We start from the raw sequence: 19,391 nt of genomic DNA, 5'->3' as shown, positions 1-19,391 counted from the left end.
CCGATCTGGGGCGGGGTGCGGCTTCCGGGGCCGGCCGGCTGATCCGGATGCCGATGTCCATGACGGCGCGGGCTTGACAGATACGGGCCACGAACAGTGAATGTCACACCGGCTTCGAAGGCAGCGGGGACTCTCCTGCCGAATCCGTCTTGTCGGGCTCGCAGTCGCCTGTCATGAGCGTTCTTGCGGGCGCAGCACTGCTGTTGCTGTTGGGCATGGTGGCAATCACCACCATGCCCAACAGAGCCGCGCCGCCGACGACGATGGAGGCGGCATAGGGGTTCCCTGTCGCCGCGGTGAGCTTTCCTGCCAGGTAAGGCCCGAGTCCGCCACCGAGCGCCGAACCGAGACCGAATCCGATCGCAGCGCCGGTGTAGCGAACCGCGGCAGGGAAGGCCGACGTGAGTGTCGCGTACACGGGCACAGCAGAGGCTCCAGCCAGGCCGACGAGGAGCATGTGACCAAGCGCGGTGACGATCAGGTTCCCGCCCGTCGCCTTGATGACGTACATGATCGGGAACATGGTCACCAGGATGATGCCCAACGCCAGCATCATGGTCTTCCTCCGGCCGTTCCGATCGATCATGAATCCGGCCGCGAATCCCAAGACGATGGCGAAGGTCGATCCGGCGGTGGCCAGCCAAGCGGTGGTGCCGGTGGGAATCCCGACCTCCTGATGCAGGAACAGCGGCATGTACGCAGGAATCACGTAGCCGATCGCGAGAACCGATGTGCTGATTGCGATCACACGCGAAAGCGTCCCGGGATACCGCTTGACGACCAAACGTAACGGGGCGGACTGGACCTCGTGCTTACCGGCGAGCTTTTCGAACTCAGGCGATTCCTCGAGCCGCGTTCGCAGATGCAGTACGTACATCATGAGCGGCAGAGACATGAGGAGGGGAATGCGCCAGCCCCAGCTGGCCATTGCGTCCTCGGACGACAGGGAGGTGGTGACGGCGACGACCAGCGGCGCGACTGCGGCGCCGAACGCGAATCCCGACGGAGTCATCGCGCTGAGGAAGCCGTAGTTCTTGGTAGACGCATGTTCGGTGACGAACGTGGCCGAACCCATCTGTTCCCCGCCAGCGAAGAATCCCTGCAGCAGACGCGTGAGAACGAGCAGGACAGGAGCCAGAATTCCGACGGCGGAGTGCGTCGGCAACAGCCCCATCAGGATGGTGGCGCCACCCATGCCTGAGATAGTGAGGATCAGTGCGAAGCGTCGACCGTAGCGGTCCCCGATTCGTCCGAAGACGATGCCTCCGATCGGGCGTGCGAGGAATCCGGTGCCGAGGACCGCGAGCGAGCTCAGTATCCCGGTCGTAGGGTCGTCGCTGGGAAAGAACTTGGGAGACAGGTACGCGATGAGAAAGGTGAAAACCATGAAGTCGTAGGCTTCGACGGCGGTTCCGAAGAAGCCGGCCATCGACGCCCTGCGAACCAGGCCGTGTGATGGCGTGTTCTCAGATGAGCTCATTTTGATCCTGTTCGACGTGACGTTCGTGTGATGACCAGGGAAAGTTCGATCCTGCATTCGAGCAGCCGCATCCCATTCGCGAGGTTGCGTGGTCGGTGCCCTTCGTTACGGTCGGGGCCGACTCCTGCGCGCCGGACGAGCGCCTCCAACGCCGATGACCATCATTTCCAGTCTTCTTTGCTGGGCCCACCCGCGGAGGGTCGTCGATGCCGCCGCCGGCGAGGCTTCATTCGTCTCCACCGACTCGGGCGCGCCGATTGCGGAAGAGAGTCAGGATCTGATGTACGGCAAGTAGTTTCACGGTTTGCAGCGAACGTGCAGAGCGGCGTCGCCGCGAGAGCTCGTCCGGGTTTGTGGGTGACTGAATCGAGCTCATGCCCACGGGCCACCGACCGAAGCGCGGTGACCCCCGTCACTGTAGCCAGTGGCCATGGGTGCGTCAACAGGCGCGAGTGGGTGTCACCGTCCTCCGGTTTGCGCGGTGCCGGACGGCCTCGGCGGCACCCCTGGCACGAACACGTCCGTGACGACGGCTCCGAGCGGTTCCACGCTGAAGTGGTGACGACCAGAAGCTCCGACAGGAACCTGAGGTGAGGCCGGAACAATTCGTTCTTCCACGGTAGGTGCCAACCGCCCGCCTGCCGACGCTGACCGCGAATCGCTTTGCCCCTGAGCATGATAATGTTTGCGCCGTATGGGAAACCTTGGCGAGCTCGCTGCATCCGCCGCCGACGTCTGGACCACGCCGCAGGTGGCCGAGTTTCTGGATATCAGTCGTCAGGCGATCAACAAGCGTGTTCAGAGCAGGAAGATGCTCGGCTATCCGGGCGACGGAGTGACCATCTTCCCGGTATGGCAGTTCGACTTGGAGAATGGCCGGGTCCGTTCGGAGGTCCCCGAGTTCCTCGCGGCGTTTGACAAGGACATCGAACCGCACGCCATCGCGCGGTGGTCGATTACGAGAATCGACGGTTCCGGGCGGACGCCGGTCGACCTGCTGCTGAGTCAGGATTCCAAGGAGGATGCGCTCCGTTTGGCGGGCGAGTACGTCGCCGGTCCCGTCGACGAGAGGTCCGCACCGGACGCCGAGTCCAGCCCCGAGCGCGCGGGGAAGGAGATCGCAGAGTGGACGCCGTCTCGTGCGGGGTCGACCGGCGCGCAACACGCGATCCTTCTCGCTGCCGCGGATCTCTTCTCGCGCAAGGGTCCGGCGAAGGTGACGCTGCGGGAGATCGCCGCCGCGGCGGATGTGTCGTACGGCCTGATCTATCGGTTCTATCGAACCAAGGAAAACCTGTTGGTGGCGGTGATGGAGTTGCTGGTCACCTACGGCGGCGAGCGTCTGTCCGAGGAGGACGACGCCTATGCGGCGATCGAGAACTCGTTCGGCGCCGATATCGACGCGGGCCAGTTCGGTCGTATGCTGACGTGGTCGATCTTCGAGGGAACCCGACCCGATCGCCTGCTCGGCGGAGTCCGTTCACGTGGCTATCGTTCACAGATCGACGCACTGTGGGAAAACCCGGTCGAGCCGCAAGTGCGGGCCGAGTTCGATTCGAACGTGCTGGCGTCTCTGATCTCGCTCGTCGGCGCGGTGTGGGATCTCTACGAGCCGTATCTCACCGAGCTCGCCGACAATCCGGATCGCAGCCGAGAAGATGTCCGGCAGGAAGTTACCGACATGCTCAAAGTCCTCATTTACGCGACCCGGCCGAACAGATAGGCGACTCGACGCGGTCGGGGAAGCCGAAAAACACGCGGAAGGCCCGTGAGGGCTCTCTCCCGCGTGTTCACCGGCGAACTGGGACGGTTGATGTCAGGACGGCATCAGCAGGACTCCGCGGTCGAGCTTTCCGTTTCGGGCATCGTCCATGAGGGACTCGAAGTCGTCCAATTCGTAGGTCTTGGTGACGAGTTCGTCGAGGAGGAGCCGGCCGGACCGGTACAGGTCGAGGTACTTGGGGATGTCAGCGCCCGGCCGCGACGAGCCGTAGCGGCAGCCCAGCACCGAGCGGTCCATGTAGAAGGTGGAGGCCGGGACCGACAGTTTGGCCTCCGGGCCGGCGACACCGAGCATGATCAGCTGTCCACCCCAGTCGAGCATCTCCATCGCGGCGCTGGTGATCGCTTCGCCACCCACACAGTCGAAGACGTGATGGGCCCCGCCGTCGGTGAGCTCACGGACAGCGGCGACCGTGTCTCCCGCGGTTGCGTCGATGAAGTGGCTGGCGCCGAAGAGACGCGTCTTCGGCGCCTTGTCGGAGTTGGTGTCGATAGCGATGATTGTTGCCGCGCCCGCGACTCGAGCAGCCTGAATGACGTTGAGGCCGATTCCGCCGGCGCCGATGACGACCACCGAGTCGCCGGGGTTCACTCGGGCCCGGTTCAACACCGCTCCGGCGCCGGTCAGTACTCCGCAGCCGACCAGACATGCGGTCGACAGCGGAATGTCCTTCGGGATCGACACCGCCTGCCCGGCCTGGACGACGATTCGTTCGCTGAAGGTCGAGAGCGTCGCGAAGCTGTGGATCGGGGTGCCGTCGAACTCGAAAGGCGTTGTCGCCTTCCCGAACGACTCGCGGCACATCGTGGGATGTCCGGAAGTGCACGAAGCGCACTGGCCGCATGTCGCCAGCGTTGACAGCACCACGTGGTCGCCGACTGCTGGCATGGTGACGCCCGGCCCGACGGCCTCGACGATTCCTGCACCCTCGTGTCCGAGGATCACCGGGACCGGGAAGGGAATCTTTCCGTTTATCACACTCAGGTCGCTCTGGCACAGGCCGCTCGCGACGATGCGGACCTGGACTTCACCGGGGCCGGGGTCGCGGACGGTGATGCCGTCAACCAGCTTGACGTCGGTGCCGTCGAAGACAATTGCTTTCAACCTCTGACCTCGCTGTTCTAGGAGAATCCACGCGCACACTGCGCGCAAGCGCAGAAGAGTGAAGCGGGAACCGAAGGGTGATGAGGAAAAACCAGGCCGCACTGCGGCTTTCGTCTCAACCTTGGTGATGCTAGGGGCGCAACAGTCCCACCGTCAAGCTTCCTGGAGGCCGGTCGGCGGTGCATGCCGGCTGCGTTGCCTCAGTGGTGCAGGTGTCCCCCTGGAGCGGAGACGTTGCCGTCCAAAGCTGTTCAACCTGTGACGATGATCGAACTCGCACGCTCTTGTTGACGGTCACGTAGCCACTGGCTACAGTGATGGCAGTCACGGTGTGCTGTCGAAGTGATCCGTGGACGTGATCGAGCTCCGGTGGAGTTGTCGTGCTGGCGCGCATCGTCAGTCGCGATCTGTGAAAGCCCTTGTCGTAGAGCAGCTTCTGCACACTTTCCCAAAGCGTCGCTGTTGCAACAGTTCAGGAGGATGAAGTGTCACCTATGGCGTTATCGATGAGGCCGACCGGGTGGTTCCAGCTCGGTTGGTCCGCCGACCTCGAAGTGGGCGACGTCAAACCCCTGCACTACTTCGGTCAAGATCTGGTCGCCTACCGCACCGAGGGCGGCCGCCTGGTGGTTCTGAACGCATACTGCGAGCACCTCGGCGCCCACCTGGGGCATGGCGGCTCGGTTGCCGGCGACGACATCCAGTGCCCGTTCCACGGCTGGCAGTGGAGTCCGGAGGGGCGTAACACCTGCATTCCGTATCAGAAGGCGACGAACCGGGTCCGCAGGATCGGAACCTGGAACACCGCTGAGCGCGACGGAATCATGTACCTCTGGCACGACGCCAACGGCGGAGGCCCGCTCTACGACGTGCCCAGCATCTTCGAGATGTTTCCCGGTTCCGGCTCGGCAAGCGAATACCACGAGTTGGGGGAGGCCGGCCGCTTCGAGACTGTCGAGCTGCCGATCCATCCGCAGTACGCCGCCGAGAACGGCGTCGACTTCGCGCACTTCAAGTACGTGCACCGTGCCGACGAGATCCCGACCGTCGTCAACCGGGAATTCGGTGAGTACGACTTCACGACCGAGCTGGCCATGAACTTCAAGCGTCGCGGGGCCGATGGCGAGATCGAGGTTGTCCCGGGCCGCACCAGGGCCTTGCTGCTGGGCGTGGGGCTGGGCTATTCACACGCCGATGGCGTCGGGTCCATCTGCTCACTGACAGCAGTGACGCCCGTCGACGACGAGCGCTCGGTCCTGCGGTTCTCCACCTGGGCGAGCAAGGAAGACGGCGAGGACGAATCTCGAGTGGCCAAGCGGCAGCGCAACGCGATCGGGCAAGTCAAGGCCGACATCGCAATCTGGGAGCACCAGCGATACACCGAGCCGCCCGGCCTGGCGACTGCCGAGGCCGCCGGTTTCCGTGACATCCGAAAGTGGGCTCGTCGCTTCTACCCCGAGGGGAGCCTCGGCCACGGCGCCGCCGAGCAGACCGCAGGCACGGACGAACTACAGGCGGAAAACACGTAATGAGAACTGCACTGTCACAAGAGCATGAGGCTTGGCGGGCCGAGATCCGCGAGTTCCTCGACGCCGAACTCTCGGAGGAGAACGCATTCAACCCGGAATTCGACGACGCCCCGGACCAGTGGGCGATCGCCGTCGAGTTCAGCAAGAAGGTTGCTGCCAAGGGGTGGATCGGACTGACCTGGCCGAAGGAGTACGGCGGCAAGGGATTGGCGCCGATCGCGAATCAGATCCTCCTGGAGGAGCTGTACGCGGCCGACGCGCCGATGATCAACTCGGTCGGTATCTTCCTCGCCGCGGGAACCATCCTGGTGGGCGGCACCGAGGAACAGAAGAAGCGACTGCTCCCGGATATCGCGAACATGCGGACCCTCTGGGCCGAAGGTCTCACCGAGCCGGAGGCGGGTTCCGACCTCGGCTCCCTCCGGACGAAGGCAGTCAGGGACGGCGACGAATGGATCATCACCGGGGAGAAGGCTTTCACGTCGTGGGGGCCGATGTCCGACGTCCTGTACGTGGCCGCCCGCACGGCGACCGACAATGCCGCGCGTGACGCGATCAGCATCTTCGTCGTCGATCTGAAGGATCCGGGCGTCACCCTGCACCCGATGCGCAACTACGGCGGCGGCGTGCAGTCGAGCACATACCTGGACAAGGTACGGGTGCCGGCGAACGCACTGATCGGCGAAGAGGGCAAGGGCTGGCAGTACATCATGCGCGCCTTCTACGCGTCGGGAACCGTCGAGCCGATCTATGCGATGCAGGAGAGTCGACTGCGTGACTTGCTCACTCACTGCAAGGCGATCCCCGGCAAGCTCGACGATCCGCACGTGCAGGCGGATCTCGCGAAGCTCGCCGAGATGATCCAGACGCAACGACTTCTCGCATACGAGATCATCGGCGACAACGCCGCGGGACGGCAGACGGCATGGGCAGGAGGCGCCCAGCAGGTCATCGCGAAGGAGTACGAGCCCGTCTTCGCTCAGATCTTCGACCGTGTCCTCGGACCGACGAGTCAACTCCGTGGCGAGTCGGCTGACGCGCCGATCAACGGAAAGCCCGAGGCGTGGTATCGGCAGTCGTTCGCGAACCACGCCGGAGGAACGTCCCAGCTCAAGCGGATGGTGCTCGCGACCCGGGGCCTCGGCCTGCCGCGATAGGAGAGATCATGGAACTGACATGGGGCGAGGACTTCGCAGCCCTCACCGATGTAAGCAGGTCGGTCTTCGCGCGCTACTCGCCGCTGGAAGACCGTTCGAACACCGTCGCGTTCGCCGATCAGGTGCGCCAGTTCGCGGAACTGGGCTGGTTGCAACTCGGCGACGCGAACGGAACCGACGAGGACGGAGCGGGCATCGGAACGATCTCGGCAGTCTTCGTCGAGATGGGTCGGGCTCTGGCCGAGACACCGCTGCTGGACCTCACCGTCGCGCGTGACGCCGCGACGCTGGTCGACACCGTGGCCGCCACAGAGCTGGCGAACCGCATCGGTGACGGCGAATCCGTCGTCATCCCGACCTTCCTCACCGGGAATTGGGGTTCGGCGGTCACCGTCGACAGCGGAACGGTGAGCGGTCGAGTGCTGGGAGTCGGCTACGCAGACCAGGCGGACAGCTTCCTGGTGCATGCCGTCGAAGCAGGTGAGAGCCTACTTCTGCAGGTCGACGCGGCTGACGCGAAGGTCGAGCCGATGCCGAATGTCGGCGGATACCCGATGTTCGGCGTGACGCTGGCCGGCGTCACCGTCATCGATGACCGGATCCTCGCTCGCGGGGCTGACGCGGACCGGGCGATCGACCGTGCGTCCCAGCGCGGCGCCGTCCTGCGGGCAGCGCAGGTGTACGGCGCCGGCATGCGCCTGCTCGACATGACCGTGGCCTACGCCAAGCAGCGCCATCAGTTCGGAGGCGCCATCGGACGCTTCCAGGCGGTTCAGTACCTGTGCACCGACATCGCCGTGCACACACACGTCACCTCAGCGCATACCCGCGCTGCGGCAGCCGCGCTGGACGCCGGCGGTGACGGTCGGCCGTACGTCGATCTGATGCGCAATCAAGCGGCGCTCACTGCCCGCGAGATGGTCCACTGCGCGCACGAGGTCCATGCGGGCATCGGCTACATGGTCGAGTCCAATGTCCACCTGTTCACCAATGCCGCCAAGCGCTGGCAGTACGACTTCGGCGACGCCGCTGAGGTCAATCGCTCGATCGTCTCGGCGATCACCCGAATCTACGAGGGAGCGTGACCATGTCGCTGATCGATTACAGGGTCGAGGACGCAGTCGGTGTCATCACTCTGAACCGTCCGGAGAGGCACAATGCCCAGAATGAGCCGATGCTCGAGGAACTCGACGCTGCGTGGCGTGCTGCGGCGATCGATGATGCGGTCAAGGTCATCGTCGTGCGAGCCAACGGCGACAACTTCTCAGCCGGACACGACCTGAAGTCGACGACCTCCGGCTACGAACCGTCGGCAGTCAAGAGCCAGCTGGAGAACGCGTACGGATGGGAAACCGAGTACTACCTCGGCTTCTCGCGTAGGTGGCGCGATGTGCCCAAGCCGTCCATCGCCTCGGTCAAGGGTGCATGCATAGCGGGCGCACTGAACGTCATCTGGCCGTGCGACCTCATCGTCGCCGCCGACAACACGTTCTTCAGCGATCCGGTCGCCAGGTACGGGATCGGCGGAGTCGAATACCACGCGCACACCTGGGAACTCGGCGCTCGCCGGGCGAAGGAGATGCTCTTCACCGCGCGCAGCGTCTCGGCGGAGGAGGCGTTCGCGGCCGGCATGGTCAACCGCGTCGTGCCGGTCGACGAACTCGACGCCCGGACGATGGATCTCGCCCGCGAGATCGCTCAGATGGACGCCTGGGCGCTGCGGCAGGGCAAGCGCGCCGTCAACCAGACCCTGGACATCATGGGTCAGCAGGCGGCACTCCAGTCGGCATTCGACATGCACTGGCTCGGTCACGCGAATTCCATGCTGACCACCGGCTACCCGCTGCTCACTCCGGATCCGCTGCCGGCGGAATCGAAGAAGGACCGTACGTGAACGCGGCCGATCGGATCAGCGACGCGACGTCGATCTGGTCCCTGCTCACCCGCCGTGTCGATGCGACCCCCGACGCTGTCGCACTGATCGACGAGAACGATCGCAGCGAGACGTTCGCCGGTGTGCTCGCAGCCGCTGAGCGTACGGCGGCCGGTCTGCTCGCCAAGGGCATCGAGCCGGGCGCCGTCGTCAGCTGGCAGCTTCCCACCAGCATCGACGCCGTCATTCTGAGCCTGGCGCTGTCGAGGATCGGCGCCGTACAGAACCCGATCATTCCGCTCTACCGTGGGCGCGAGGTCACGGCCATGGTCGAGCAGTGCGCATCGCAGTGGCTCATCACCGTCGGCGAGTTCCGCGGATACGATCACGGTCGGATGGCCGAGGAGGTCCGCGCGGCGGTGACCGCGCCGCTACAGGTCATGGTCCTCGCCGACAGTCTGCCCGAGGGCGATCCGGCCGCACTGGCGCAGGTCGAGTCCGGTGTGGACGAGATCCGTTGGATATACACGACATCCGGAACCACATCGGCTCCGAAGGGTGTCTGCCACACCGACAGCACGCTCGTTGCGGGAGGGCTCGGGATCGCCGAGGCCCTCGCGGTGACCCGTGCCGACACCGGAACGATTCTTTTCCCCTACGCGCACATCGGCGGACCCGACATGCTGATTGCCTCGCTGTCGAGCGGCATGGCGTTGGTCCTGATGGCGGTCTACGAACCAGTGGCTGCGGTCCGGCTGATGCGTCGACACGGCGTCACACTCACCGGCGGCTCGACCCCGCACTACTCCCTCCTCCTCCAACAGCAGAGGAGGACGCCGGGCGTTCCGGTGGTTCCGACCCTGCGGATGCTCACCGGCGGCGGTGCGCCGATGCCGGAGAAGCTGTTCCACGAGGTCTCCACCGAGATCGGCGTACCGATCCTGCACGGATACGGGATGACGGAGTCTCCGATGATCGCGTCGGCCCGTCCGACCGACACCATCGAACAGCTCGCGACGACCTCCGGGCGTCCCGTCCTGAACTGCGAGATCCAGATCCGGTCCGAGTCCGACGAGGTGCTGTCCGTCGGCGACACCGGCCGAGTGTGGGTACGCGGTCCGATTCTGTTCAAGCACTACATCTCCGACGTCGGCGTCGTCCGTCCGTTCGACGCCGACGGATGGTTCTTCACCGGCGACATCGGCAAGCTCGGACGTGAGGGCCACCTCACGCTCGTCGGCCGCGAGAAGGACCTGATCATCCGCAAGGGCGAATCGATCAGCCCGTCCGAGATCGAAGACGTTCTGGGTAAGCACCCCGCAATCGAGGAAGTCGCCGTGATCGGGATCCCGGACGAAGTCCGCGGGGAACGGATCTGCGCGGTGGTACGGATGGTCGACCATCGACAGAACCTCGAACTCGACGAACTGAGGGACTACTGCCGAGTGTCCGGCATCTCTCCCGCGAAGTTCCCCGAGCAGCTCGAGTTCGTCACGGAACTGCCCAAGACCCCGACGATGAAGATCCGCAAACAGAACTTGCGTGAGCGCATTCTCGACCGTCAGGTCGCAGCGCACACCGGTGCCTGACAGCCATCTGCCCGCAGTCGTAGGCAGCGCGGACGATCCGTCCCAGAACTCGACAGTGACGCCTATGCGTTCATGCCCAGGGCATGTACAGGAGTGAGAATGAAGCCCCAAATGCCAGACCGTAAGTTCGTGGAGCGCGCAGTCGCCGACGCCGATGTGAACGTCCTGCGAATGGCTCTGTTCCAGGTAACCCGCGATCCCGACATCGCCGCAGTGCACGCCGAGCGTGTCGCGGGCCTGGTGGCGGACACCGTGGTGTTCTCCGATGACGATACTGATCTGATCCGGTCCAAGGCCGTCGAGTACCTGATGTCCGGCGATCTCGCCGATGTTGATCGGACGCCGTCGGACGATGAGATCACCGATCTCATCCTCATGGCGGAGGCCCGACACTTGGCGTCCGACGATCTGCTCATGCGCCGCCGGATCCTGTCCTTCCCCGAGTGGCCCTTCCAACGGGAGCGGACGGGGGAGAAATGTGTCCCCGCCGGCTACTCGGTCGCGATCATCGGAGCCGGGTTCTCCGGGATCGCCATGGGCGTTCAGCTTGCCCGACTGGACATTCCGTTCACCATCTACGAGCGGCGCTCGGAAATCGGGGGAGTGTGGAGCATCAACACCTACCCCGACGTCCGTGTCGACACGCTCAGCGCGTCGTACGAGTACTCCTTCGAGAAGAAGTACCCGTGGACGGAGTTCTTCGCGAGCCAGTCCGAGGTACGCGCGTATCTCGACCATGTCGCACGCAAGCACGGCGTATACGAGCACATCGTCTTCGACGCGGACGTGACGTCCGCGCGGTTCGACGACGTCGCGAGAACGTGGGCCCTGACGGTGGCGGAGGCGGAGCAGTCGCCGACGACCGTCGTGGCCAACGTCGTCGTGGCCGCGAGCGGAATCTTTGCGACACCGCGCGAATTGCCGGTCGAGGGTGCCGCGGAGTTCGCCGGTCGGATCGTGCACACCACGGAGTGGGACGACTCGATCGACTACGCCGGGAAGAACGTCGCCATCATCGGCAACGGCTCGACCGGTGTCCAGTTGCTGTCGAAGGTTGCGAACGAGGCCGCGTCCGTAACGGTCTATCAGCGGACCCCGCAGTGGATCTCGCCGCGCGCGAAGTACGGCGAAGCGATCTCCGACGAGCTGCAGTGGCTCTTCCAGACGATGCCGTTCTACTGGAACTGGAACAAGTACATCGCCGGCTTCGCATCGAACGACCTTCGAGAGCTCCTCATCGCGGACGAGCAGTGGATCGCCGATGGTGGCGTTGTGAACAAGCGCAACGATGCCATGCGGGAGATGCTGGTCGGGTACATCCGTGACCAGGTGAACGACCGTGAGGACTTGATCGAGAAGCTGGTCCCGGACTATCCCCCGATGACCCGGCGTCCCGTCGTCGACAATCAGTGGTACGCCTCGCTCACCAGAGACAACGTCGAACTGGTGACGACACCCATCGAACGCCTCACCCCCTTCGCCGTGCAGACCTCCGACGGCACCGTGCGCGACGCCGATCTGATCATCGCTGCAGTCGGCTTCCAGACGGAGAAGTTCCTGTGGCCGACCGAGTACGTCGGTGCGGACGGGGCGAACCTGGAGGAGGTGTGGACGGTCCAGGGGGCCCAGGCTCATCTCGGGATGACCGTGCCGGGTTTCCCGAACCTGTTCATGCTCTACGGTCCCAACTCCCAGCCGGTCGCGAGTGGTGCGGGGCTGCCGATCTGGCTGGAGACCTGGTGCGGGTACATCGCCGAGGGGATCCTGGCGATGCTCGACAACGGGTACGCGTCGATGGAGATCCGGCGAGAGGCGTTCGACCACTACAACGAACAGCTGCACAAGGAGGCCTGCCGGCTGATCTACCTCTCGCAGACGAGCACGACGCGGAAGAACTACTACGTGAACCAATGGGGTCGCCTGCAAATCAGCGCTCCGTGGGACGGCGAAGAATACTTCGCGATGTGCGTGCATCCGCGTCTGAGTGATTTCGACTTCGCGAGCGCGGAGTAGGAACGCAGCGACGTACTCGCTCTCGAGCACGCCGTCGCTCGGCGAGGACCTGTAGATCACCGAGAAGCGGGTCTCGTCCCGGTATGGGACGAACCGGCCGTGCACCGTGAAATCAGCACTGGTGCAGGGAGTTCGACGGACGAAAGTCCGATTGAAATTGAGTTCTGACCGCAGTGCTCAGTCCGATTTGTCGTGCGACCGTCGCACGCGCTGAAGGAGGTTTGCCACACATGGGCAATCGAATGCAGGACAAGATCGTCATCGTCACCGGTGCAGCGTCGGGTCTCGGACGAGCCACTGTCGAGCTGATGGTCGCGGAGGGTGCCACCGTCGTCGCCGCCGACGTCAACGCCGAGGCCGGAGCCGCAGCCGCCGCTGCGGCGGGTGCGGACTTCGTGCAGACCGACGTCGCGGACTCGGCTGCGGTGGACCGTCTGGTCAGCGGCGTTGTCGAGCGCTACGGCCGGCTCGACGTGATGGTCAACAACGCGGGGGTGTTCGGCGGCAGCCCGCTGATCGACGCTCCCAACGAGGAAGTCGACCGCATGGTCGGAGTGAACATTCTCGGAGCCTTCTACGGCACCCGGGCAGCCGGTCGAGTGATGGCCGCGCAGGGTTCGGGCGCCATCGTGAACACGGCCTCGAACGGCGGCTCGCTGCCGACCGAGGGTATGGCCTTCTACAGCGGCTCCAAGGCCGCCGTGATCGGGATGTCGAAGGCCTGTGCAATCGAGCTCGCTCCCAAGGGCGTGCGCGTCAACACCCTTTCGCCGGGCACCATGCTGTCCGGGATGGTCCCGCCGGACCCCGAGTTCATCAAGGTGCTTCACGGGATCCAGCCGATCGGCTACGCCGCAGATCCTGCGCAGATGGCGACCGGCATCCTGTATCTCGCATCCGATGAAGCCGACTACGTGACCGGTCACGACCTGGTCGTGGACGGCGGTGCCACGGCCGGACGCCCCGCGATCGAGGGCGCGAAGTAGAGGAAAATCCGCAGAGGCGAGGCGAGCGAGGCAACCACGAGCTCGCTCACCTCGCGGGCACGGCATTCCGTGGTCGTGCCGAGCCGCCGGCCGTGTTGCAGATGTGAGGGAACGGAGCTGCGGCATGAAGTTCACACTGGAGTACCCGAGTGACGTCCCCCATGCGCACCCGAGCCTGTTCTCGGGTGCGTCGCTCGCCCGGATCAGTCGGCGCGCCGAGGTCTGTGGGTTCGACGCGATCTGTCTGGCGGATCATCCCGCGCCGTCGGCGAAGTGGTATCGCAACGGCGGTCACGACACGTTCGAGCCTGTGGTGGCGCTGGCGTTCGCAGCAGCGGCGACGACGTCCTTGACGCTCATGACAAATCTGTTCGTCCTGCCGTTCCGGAACCCGTATCTGGCGGCGAAGCAACTCACTACCCTCGACACCCTCTCCGGAGGCAGGTTGGTCGCAGGCGTAGGGGCCGGCTATCTGCGATCGGAGTTCGCGGCCCTGGGGGTCGACTTCGATCGCCGCGCCGCGCTGTTCGACGAGTCCATCGACGCACTGCGCCGAATCTGGACAGATCCGTCGACCCCGGTCGTCGGCGCCAACTTCGGCGGCACAGGTGAGATGCGGTTGCGCGAGACGGTTCAACGCCCGCATCCGCCGGTGTGGATCGGCGGGAACGGTGCGGCGGCGCGGCGGCGGGTCGCGCGATTCGGTAGCGGGTGGTGCCCGGTCATCGCTGATCCTGTTGTGTCCGAAGCGATCAGGACTCCGGCGATCGACGGCGTCGAGGCGTTCGGAGCCGCGGTCGACGACCTCGGCGATCAGCTCGAGCGAGCGGGTAGAAGCTTGTTAGAGATCGAGATTCAGGTCGAGGCGCCCGCCGTAGACCTCGAGGACGCCGCGTCGGTGGCGCGGTGGCATCGCGACGTCGACCGGCTACGAGATGCCGGCGCCACGTCACTGTGCGTGCACGCGGACGCGAGGTCGTTGGCGGCTTCCGAGGAGTTCATCGACGGATACCGTCAACTCATAGCCCGATGGGCGCGCCCGACGTCCCGAACGGTCGGCCTTGACGGAGATCTCCGCCAGCGATCTGGCCCCACATGGGAAATCACCGTCGATGAAAGGGATTGAGGAATGCGCGCTTTCCGGATAATGGCACCGTTGACTGCACCGACATGGGACGACGCTCCCGAGCCGACTCCGGGCCCGGGGGAGGTGGTGCTTCGGGTGTCCGCCGTCGGACTGTGCCGTTCCGATCTCGACATGCAGGAGATGCCTGCGGCCGCGGTCGAACCGGCTGGGTGGAAGTTCCCGTTCAGTCTCGGTCACGAGATCGCTGGAGAGGTTGCGGTACTGGGTGAGGGCGTCGATCATCTGAGCGTGGGCGAGCCCGTCGTGGTCCTGCCCGCGAGCAGTTGCGGACGGTGCTGGTACTGCCTGCGCGGCGCCCCCAACAACTGCAGCAAGGCAGGCTCCGGCCGTGGGTTCGGCGACGACGGCGGACTGGCCGACTTCGTGCTCGTGAAGAATGCACGTGACATCGTGCCGCTCGGCGGGCTCGACCCGATCCACGCCGCTCCGCTCGGCGATGCGGGCTCCACCGCCTACCACGGGGTCGACCGCATCCGGGGATCGTTGACGCCTGAGTCGACCGTCGTCGTGTTCGGTGCGGGCGGGTTGGGATCCTTTGCCATCCAGTTCCTCCGCGTCGTGAGTCCCGCCTTCGTGGTCTCCGTCGACATGTCGACGGAGAAGCTCGCAATGGCGCGAGAACTCGGTGCCCACGAGACGTTCGAGGGCGTGAACGACTCGACTCTCGATCGGATCCGCGAGCTGACCGACGGCCGAGGGGCCGACGCGCTCCTGGACTTCGTCGGGATCGACCAGACCATCGCGACCGGCATTGCCGCCGTGCGGCCCGGCGGCAAGTATGGTCTGGTCGGTGCGGGCGGCGGGCGTCTCGCGACGCCCGGCGAGTGGTTCCACCTGCTGCCGCGTGACGGCGAGGTATTCACATATCAGGGATCGACCGTGAGCGATCTCGAATCGGTGATGGCGCTGGCTCGGCGTGGAATGATCCAGAGCCCGGTCGAGGTGTTCTCACCCGACGACATCGAGACGGCCTACGGCAAGCTTCGAGACGGCTCACTGCGCGGCCGTGCCGTGATCGATTTCGCTCGTACCTGAATCGGCGGCCGAGCGCGTCGGACGAGCAGGCCGATGACTACCGCCGGAGGATCCGTAATCGTGTTGGCCCGCTTGAGTACTCAGGTGATCCTTGGCGGCTGCAGAGGAGTTCGTCGACGGATGCGGCGAGCTCATGTCCCCGGAACGGGTGTGCCGGCCGTCCTTGTCAGTCGAGCTGCACTGTCCCCGTCGGCGCGGGCTGCGAAACTGTTGACGAAGCGGTAGCCACTGGCTACAGTGACTCTGGTCACGGTGACCCCGCTCGGGTGTCCCCACTCATATCAAAGTCCCGCTGTGCGAGAGGCGCGTGAAGGCGCCAACTTCGCCAGGAAACAATCGCCGGGAAGATCGACATGATCGACGAACAAGGAGCCAATGTGAGTGCACGCAAGTCGAACTGGGGGCGATGGGGCGAATCGGACGAGAAGGGTGCGCTCAATCTGCTGACGCAGGAAACCGTGCTGGCGGCTCTGCGAATCCCTCGGACGGGCAAGCGATACAGCCTCGGCATCCCGATCCAGCGCTCCGGCGTTCCGAACATGGAGTACCGCGGCACTCCACAGCGATTGACGATGACCAATCACAGCGACGAGGCGATGGCACGTGCGAACGGCGGCGTTCCGGGCGTAGGCGCCCATGAGGATCAGCTGATCATGCCCTCGCACACCTCGACTCACATGGACGCGCTGTGCCACGTGTACTCCGAGTACAAGATCTACAACGGCCATCCGCACGACGGGGTCAGCCCGTACTCCGGCGCCGACAAGTGCGGAATCGAGAATGTCGATCCGATCGTCGGTCGCGGTGTGCTCATCGACGTCGCGGCGTCGAAGGGCGTCGACGTTCTACCCGCCGGGCATGTGATCACCCGCGAGGAGCTGGCGCAGGCGCTCGACCAGCAGGGCATCACCCTCGCCCCGGGCGACCTCGTGCTGATCCGCACCGGATGGCTCGCGGATTTCATGCAGTCGCAGGGAGAGCTGCTTCCCCAGCCGGGGATCGGCATCGATGCGGCCACGTACCTCGCCGAATGCGATGTCGCGCTGGTGGGGTCGGACAACTCGGCCGTCGAGGCGATCCCGTTCGATCAGGACGTGTACCTCGGCGGACACATCGTGCTGCTCGTCGACAACGGAATCCATCTCGTCGAGAACCTTCACCTCGAGGAACTGGCGGCGGACAAGTGCCACGAGTTCCTGCTCACCATCGGAGCGCTCGACATCACCGGCGGTACCGCAAGCCCCGTCACCCCGGTCGCTGTCGGCTGATCGCCCCGACCACCCACTGATTCGGATCGAGAGGAATCGCCACAATGACTCAGAATGCAGCTGCCAGTACCTACCGCTCGTCGCACGTCGGCCTCTGTGTGTCGGATCTGGAGCGCGCTCTGCGCTTCTACCGCGACGGTCTCGGATTCACCGAGGTGGCTCACTACGAGCTCGACGAGCAGATCCCCGAGGTTGACGCACCGTGCAGCCTCACCGCGACCATTATCGAGAAGGGCGGGCTGCGGTTCGAGCTGTTGGCGTACAGCAAGCCCGGCGTGATCGGCAAGCCCCACCACCGTCGTAACAATCTCGGACTCACCCATCTGTCGTTCTTCGCGGACGACATCGATGCCGCCGCCGAGGCGATGGTGGAGTTCGGCGGCACGCTCGTGCCCGACACTCGCGTCGGGCTGGACGATCCTCAGGCCGCGCAGTACGTCTTCGTCGCCGATCCCGATGGCAACCGGGTCGAGTTCATGTTCATCCCCGCAGGCACTGCTTGGTGAGCTCGGTCCACGTCGAACGAGACCTCGGCTCCGTCACCACGCACAAAGACTCCCTTTAGGACTCACCCCATGAACGAACGAAATGTCGGTATCTCCGATCCTCATTCCTTTGTCCCCTCCCGCAAGGTCGATCGGCTGGACTTGTTCCGCGAGAAGTATGCGGCCGAGCGCGACAAGCGGCTGACGAAGGACGGCGCCGACCAGTTCCAGGCGATCGACTTCATCGGAAAGTTCTCGGAGTTCGACGCCGATCCGCACATCGACGGTCCGCGCGAGTCGGGTCCGATGTCACTCGATCTGGACGTGCTCGTGGTCGGTGCCGGGTTCATGGGGATGACCGCAGGCATCGAGCTCGAGAAGATCGGGATCTCGAACTACAAGATCCTGGACGTCGCCGGCGATTTCGGTGGAACCTGGTACTGGAACCGGTATCCCGGTGTCCGATGCGACGTCGAGTCGTACATCTACCTGCCGTACCTGGAGGAGACCGGCTACGTTCCCACCGAGCGGTACGTCCGGGGCAGCGAGATCTTCGCCTACTGCCAGTCAGTGGCTCAGAAGTACGGTCTGTACGACCACGCCCTGTTCCAGACGCGTGTCACCGGCATGGAGTGGGACGAGGACGCTGCTCGTTGGATCGTCCGGACCGACAACGGCGACGAGTTCCGGGCGCGCTTCGTCGCCACTCAGAGCGGTCTGTTCATGCGTCCGCATCTGCCCGGCATCCCCGGAATCGAAACCTTCGCTGGTCACAGCTTCCACACGAGCCGCTGGGACTACGAGTACACCGGTGGCGACGACAGCGGAAACCTCGACCGTCTGCGCGGTAAGAAGGTCGCGATCATCGGCACCGGCGCTACCGGCCTGCAGGTGATCCCACAGCTTGCGGAGTACGCCGACGAAGTCGTCGTCTACCAGCGCACGCCCACGCAGGTGATGCCGCGTCAGAACGCACAGACGGACGTCGATTGGTTCAAGTCGCTCGAGCCCGGATGGCAGCGGGAGCGCCGCGCGGCGTTCGACAAGTGCGTGCAGGACCGTGCCACGGTCAGCGACGTCGACGACGGCTGGGTCAAGTTCGCCAAGTACCAGATGGACGCCGTGTACTCGGCCGGCGGGGACAATCCGACCCTCGAGCAGTACGTCGATGCGTTGGAACGCTCGGACTACGAGTGGAACGAGATGCTCCGCGACCGGGTCGACGCCGTCGTCGAGGACAAGTCGAAGGCCGAGAAGCTCAAGACCTACTACCGCACGATGTGCAAGCGTCCGGGCTTCAGCGACGAGTACCTGCTCGCGTTCAACAAGGACTCGGTCGACATCGTCGACACGGCGAGCACTCCGATCGAGCGGATCACCGAGACCGGGATCGTGGCGGACGGTCAGGAACGCGAGTTCGACCTGATCGTCTACGCGACCGGCTTCCAGGGCGGACGCACGTGGACGGACAAGGCGGGCTATGACGTGCTCGGCCGCAACGGAAACCGGCTTTCCAAGAAATTCGCGGATGGCATCAGCACGTTGCACGGATTCCTGTCGAAGGACTTCCCGAATCTGTTCCTGCTCGGCTTCACGCAGACCGCGACCATCACGAACATCGCCCACCTGATCGACGAGCAGGCGGCCCACATGATGTACGTGATCGACCAGTGCGTCTCGTCGGGCGCGCGGACGATCGAGCCGACGGCCGAAGCCGAGGAAGCGTGGGGCAAGGTCATGAGCGATCAGACCGCGACCCGCACCGACTGGCTGCTCACCTGCACTCCCGGTCTCTACAACAACGAAGGAAAGATCGCCGACGCGCGAAACCCGCTGGTGTCCGGTGTCTACGTGCCGGGCTTCCAGTACTTCGAACTGCTCGAGAAATGGCGCGGGGACGGCAGGCTCGAAGGCCTCGTCACTTCGCACTGAGTCCGTGCTG

At 64.7% G+C, this 19,391-nt stretch carries 16 protein-coding genes; 14 read left to right on the top strand and 2 right to left on the bottom strand.

The genetic code is table 11. The annotated features are described in order from the left end of the window. Positions 1-103: 103 nt before the first annotated feature. A complete protein-coding gene (locus tag LCL87_RS04090; protein ID WP_225016952.1) occupies positions 104-1,429 on the bottom strand; it encodes an MFS transporter in 1,326 nt (441 codons plus the stop codon). A gap of 205 nt (positions 1,430-1,634) precedes the next feature. Between LCL87_RS04090 and LCL87_RS04085 the strand changes: the two genes are divergently transcribed. Continuing rightward, on the top strand, positions 1,635-1,775 hold the full coding sequence (locus LCL87_RS04085) for a hypothetical protein (protein WP_225016950.1): 141 nt from the start codon (positions 1,635-1,637) through the stop codon (positions 1,773-1,775). Between the two features lie 399 nt (positions 1,776-2,174). Then, complete coding sequence (locus tag LCL87_RS04080) at positions 2,175-3,203, top strand: TetR/AcrR family transcriptional regulator (RefSeq protein WP_225017120.1); 1,029 nt, start codon at positions 2,175-2,177, stop codon at positions 3,201-3,203. 93 nt (positions 3,204-3,296) lie between these two features. Here LCL87_RS04080 and LCL87_RS04075 read toward each other — a convergent pair whose 3' ends face one another. Continuing rightward, positions 3,297-4,367: a Zn-dependent alcohol dehydrogenase gene (locus tag LCL87_RS04075; RefSeq protein WP_225016948.1), complete on the bottom strand. Its 1,071-nt coding sequence runs from the start codon at positions 4,365-4,367 to the stop codon at positions 3,297-3,299. Positions 4,368-4,873: 506 nt separating this feature from the next. Here LCL87_RS04075 and LCL87_RS04070 point away from each other — a divergent pair. The 12 genes from LCL87_RS04070 to LCL87_RS04015 all read left to right on the top strand — a co-directional run bounded on the left by LCL87_RS04070 (position 4,874) and on the right by LCL87_RS04015 (position 19,381). Beyond that, entirely contained in the window at positions 4,874-5,896 is a 1,023-nt protein-coding gene (locus LCL87_RS04070) for a Rieske 2Fe-2S domain-containing protein (RefSeq protein WP_225016946.1), read from the top strand. Next, positions 5,896-7,053, top strand: coding sequence for an acyl-CoA dehydrogenase family protein (locus LCL87_RS04065; protein ID WP_225016939.1), 1,158 nt, complete (start codon positions 5,896-5,898; stop codon positions 7,051-7,053). The genes LCL87_RS04070 and LCL87_RS04065 overlap by 1 nt, the downstream gene beginning before the upstream one ends. A gap of 8 nt (positions 7,054-7,061) precedes the next feature. Further along, on the top strand, positions 7,062-8,138 hold the full coding sequence (locus LCL87_RS04060) for an acyl-CoA dehydrogenase family protein (protein WP_064059682.1): 1,077 nt from the start codon (positions 7,062-7,064) through the stop codon (positions 8,136-8,138). Between the two features lie 2 nt (positions 8,139-8,140). Next, a complete protein-coding gene (locus LCL87_RS04055) occupies positions 8,141-8,947 on the top strand; it encodes an enoyl-CoA hydratase (RefSeq protein WP_064078465.1) in 807 nt (268 codons plus the stop codon). Then, positions 8,944-10,515: an AMP-binding protein gene (locus LCL87_RS04050; protein ID WP_225016937.1), complete on the top strand. Its 1,572-nt coding sequence runs from the start codon at positions 8,944-8,946 to the stop codon at positions 10,513-10,515. The genes LCL87_RS04055 and LCL87_RS04050 overlap by 4 nt, the downstream gene beginning before the upstream one ends. Before the next feature lie 111 nt (positions 10,516-10,626). Beyond that, complete coding sequence (locus LCL87_RS04045; RefSeq protein WP_225016936.1) at positions 10,627-12,528, top strand: flavin-containing monooxygenase; 1,902 nt, start codon at positions 10,627-10,629, stop codon at positions 12,526-12,528. 230 nt (positions 12,529-12,758) lie between these two features. Beyond that, positions 12,759-13,514 carry an SDR family NAD(P)-dependent oxidoreductase gene (locus tag LCL87_RS04040; protein WP_064059684.1) on the top strand — a complete coding sequence of 252 codons (756 nt, stop codon included), beginning with the start codon at positions 12,759-12,761 and terminating at the stop codon, positions 13,512-13,514. 124 nt (positions 13,515-13,638) lie between these two features. Continuing rightward, positions 13,639-14,640 (top strand): TIGR03619 family F420-dependent LLM class oxidoreductase, encoded by a 1,002-nt coding sequence (locus LCL87_RS04035; RefSeq protein ID WP_225016934.1) that lies wholly within the window; start codon positions 13,639-13,641, stop codon positions 14,638-14,640. Positions 14,641-14,670: 30 nt separating this feature from the next. Further along, positions 14,671-15,696: an alcohol dehydrogenase catalytic domain-containing protein gene (locus LCL87_RS04030; RefSeq protein ID WP_225016932.1), complete on the top strand. Its 1,026-nt coding sequence runs from the start codon at positions 14,671-14,673 to the stop codon at positions 15,694-15,696. Between the two features lie 377 nt (positions 15,697-16,073). Next, entirely contained in the window at positions 16,074-16,964 is an 891-nt protein-coding gene (locus LCL87_RS04025) for a cyclase family protein (protein ID WP_225016930.1), read from the top strand. Positions 16,965-17,008: 44 nt separating this feature from the next. Continuing rightward, on the top strand, positions 17,009-17,470 hold the full coding sequence (locus LCL87_RS04020) for a VOC family protein (protein WP_064059688.1): 462 nt from the start codon (positions 17,009-17,011) through the stop codon (positions 17,468-17,470). A 69-nt stretch (positions 17,471-17,539) separates the two neighbouring features. After that, positions 17,540-19,381 (top strand): flavin-containing monooxygenase, encoded by a 1,842-nt coding sequence (locus tag LCL87_RS04015; RefSeq protein ID WP_225016928.1) that lies wholly within the window; start codon positions 17,540-17,542, stop codon positions 19,379-19,381. The last annotated feature ends 10 nt before the right edge of the window (positions 19,382-19,391 follow it).

It is taken from the genome of Prescottella equi (assembly GCF_020171745.1).
GTDB classification, from domain to species: domain Bacteria; phylum Actinomycetota; class Actinomycetes; order Mycobacteriales; family Mycobacteriaceae; genus Prescottella; species Prescottella equi_A.
The sequence above is the reverse complement of the archived record's forward strand: the minus strand, read 5'-3'. Positions and strand labels throughout refer to the sequence as shown.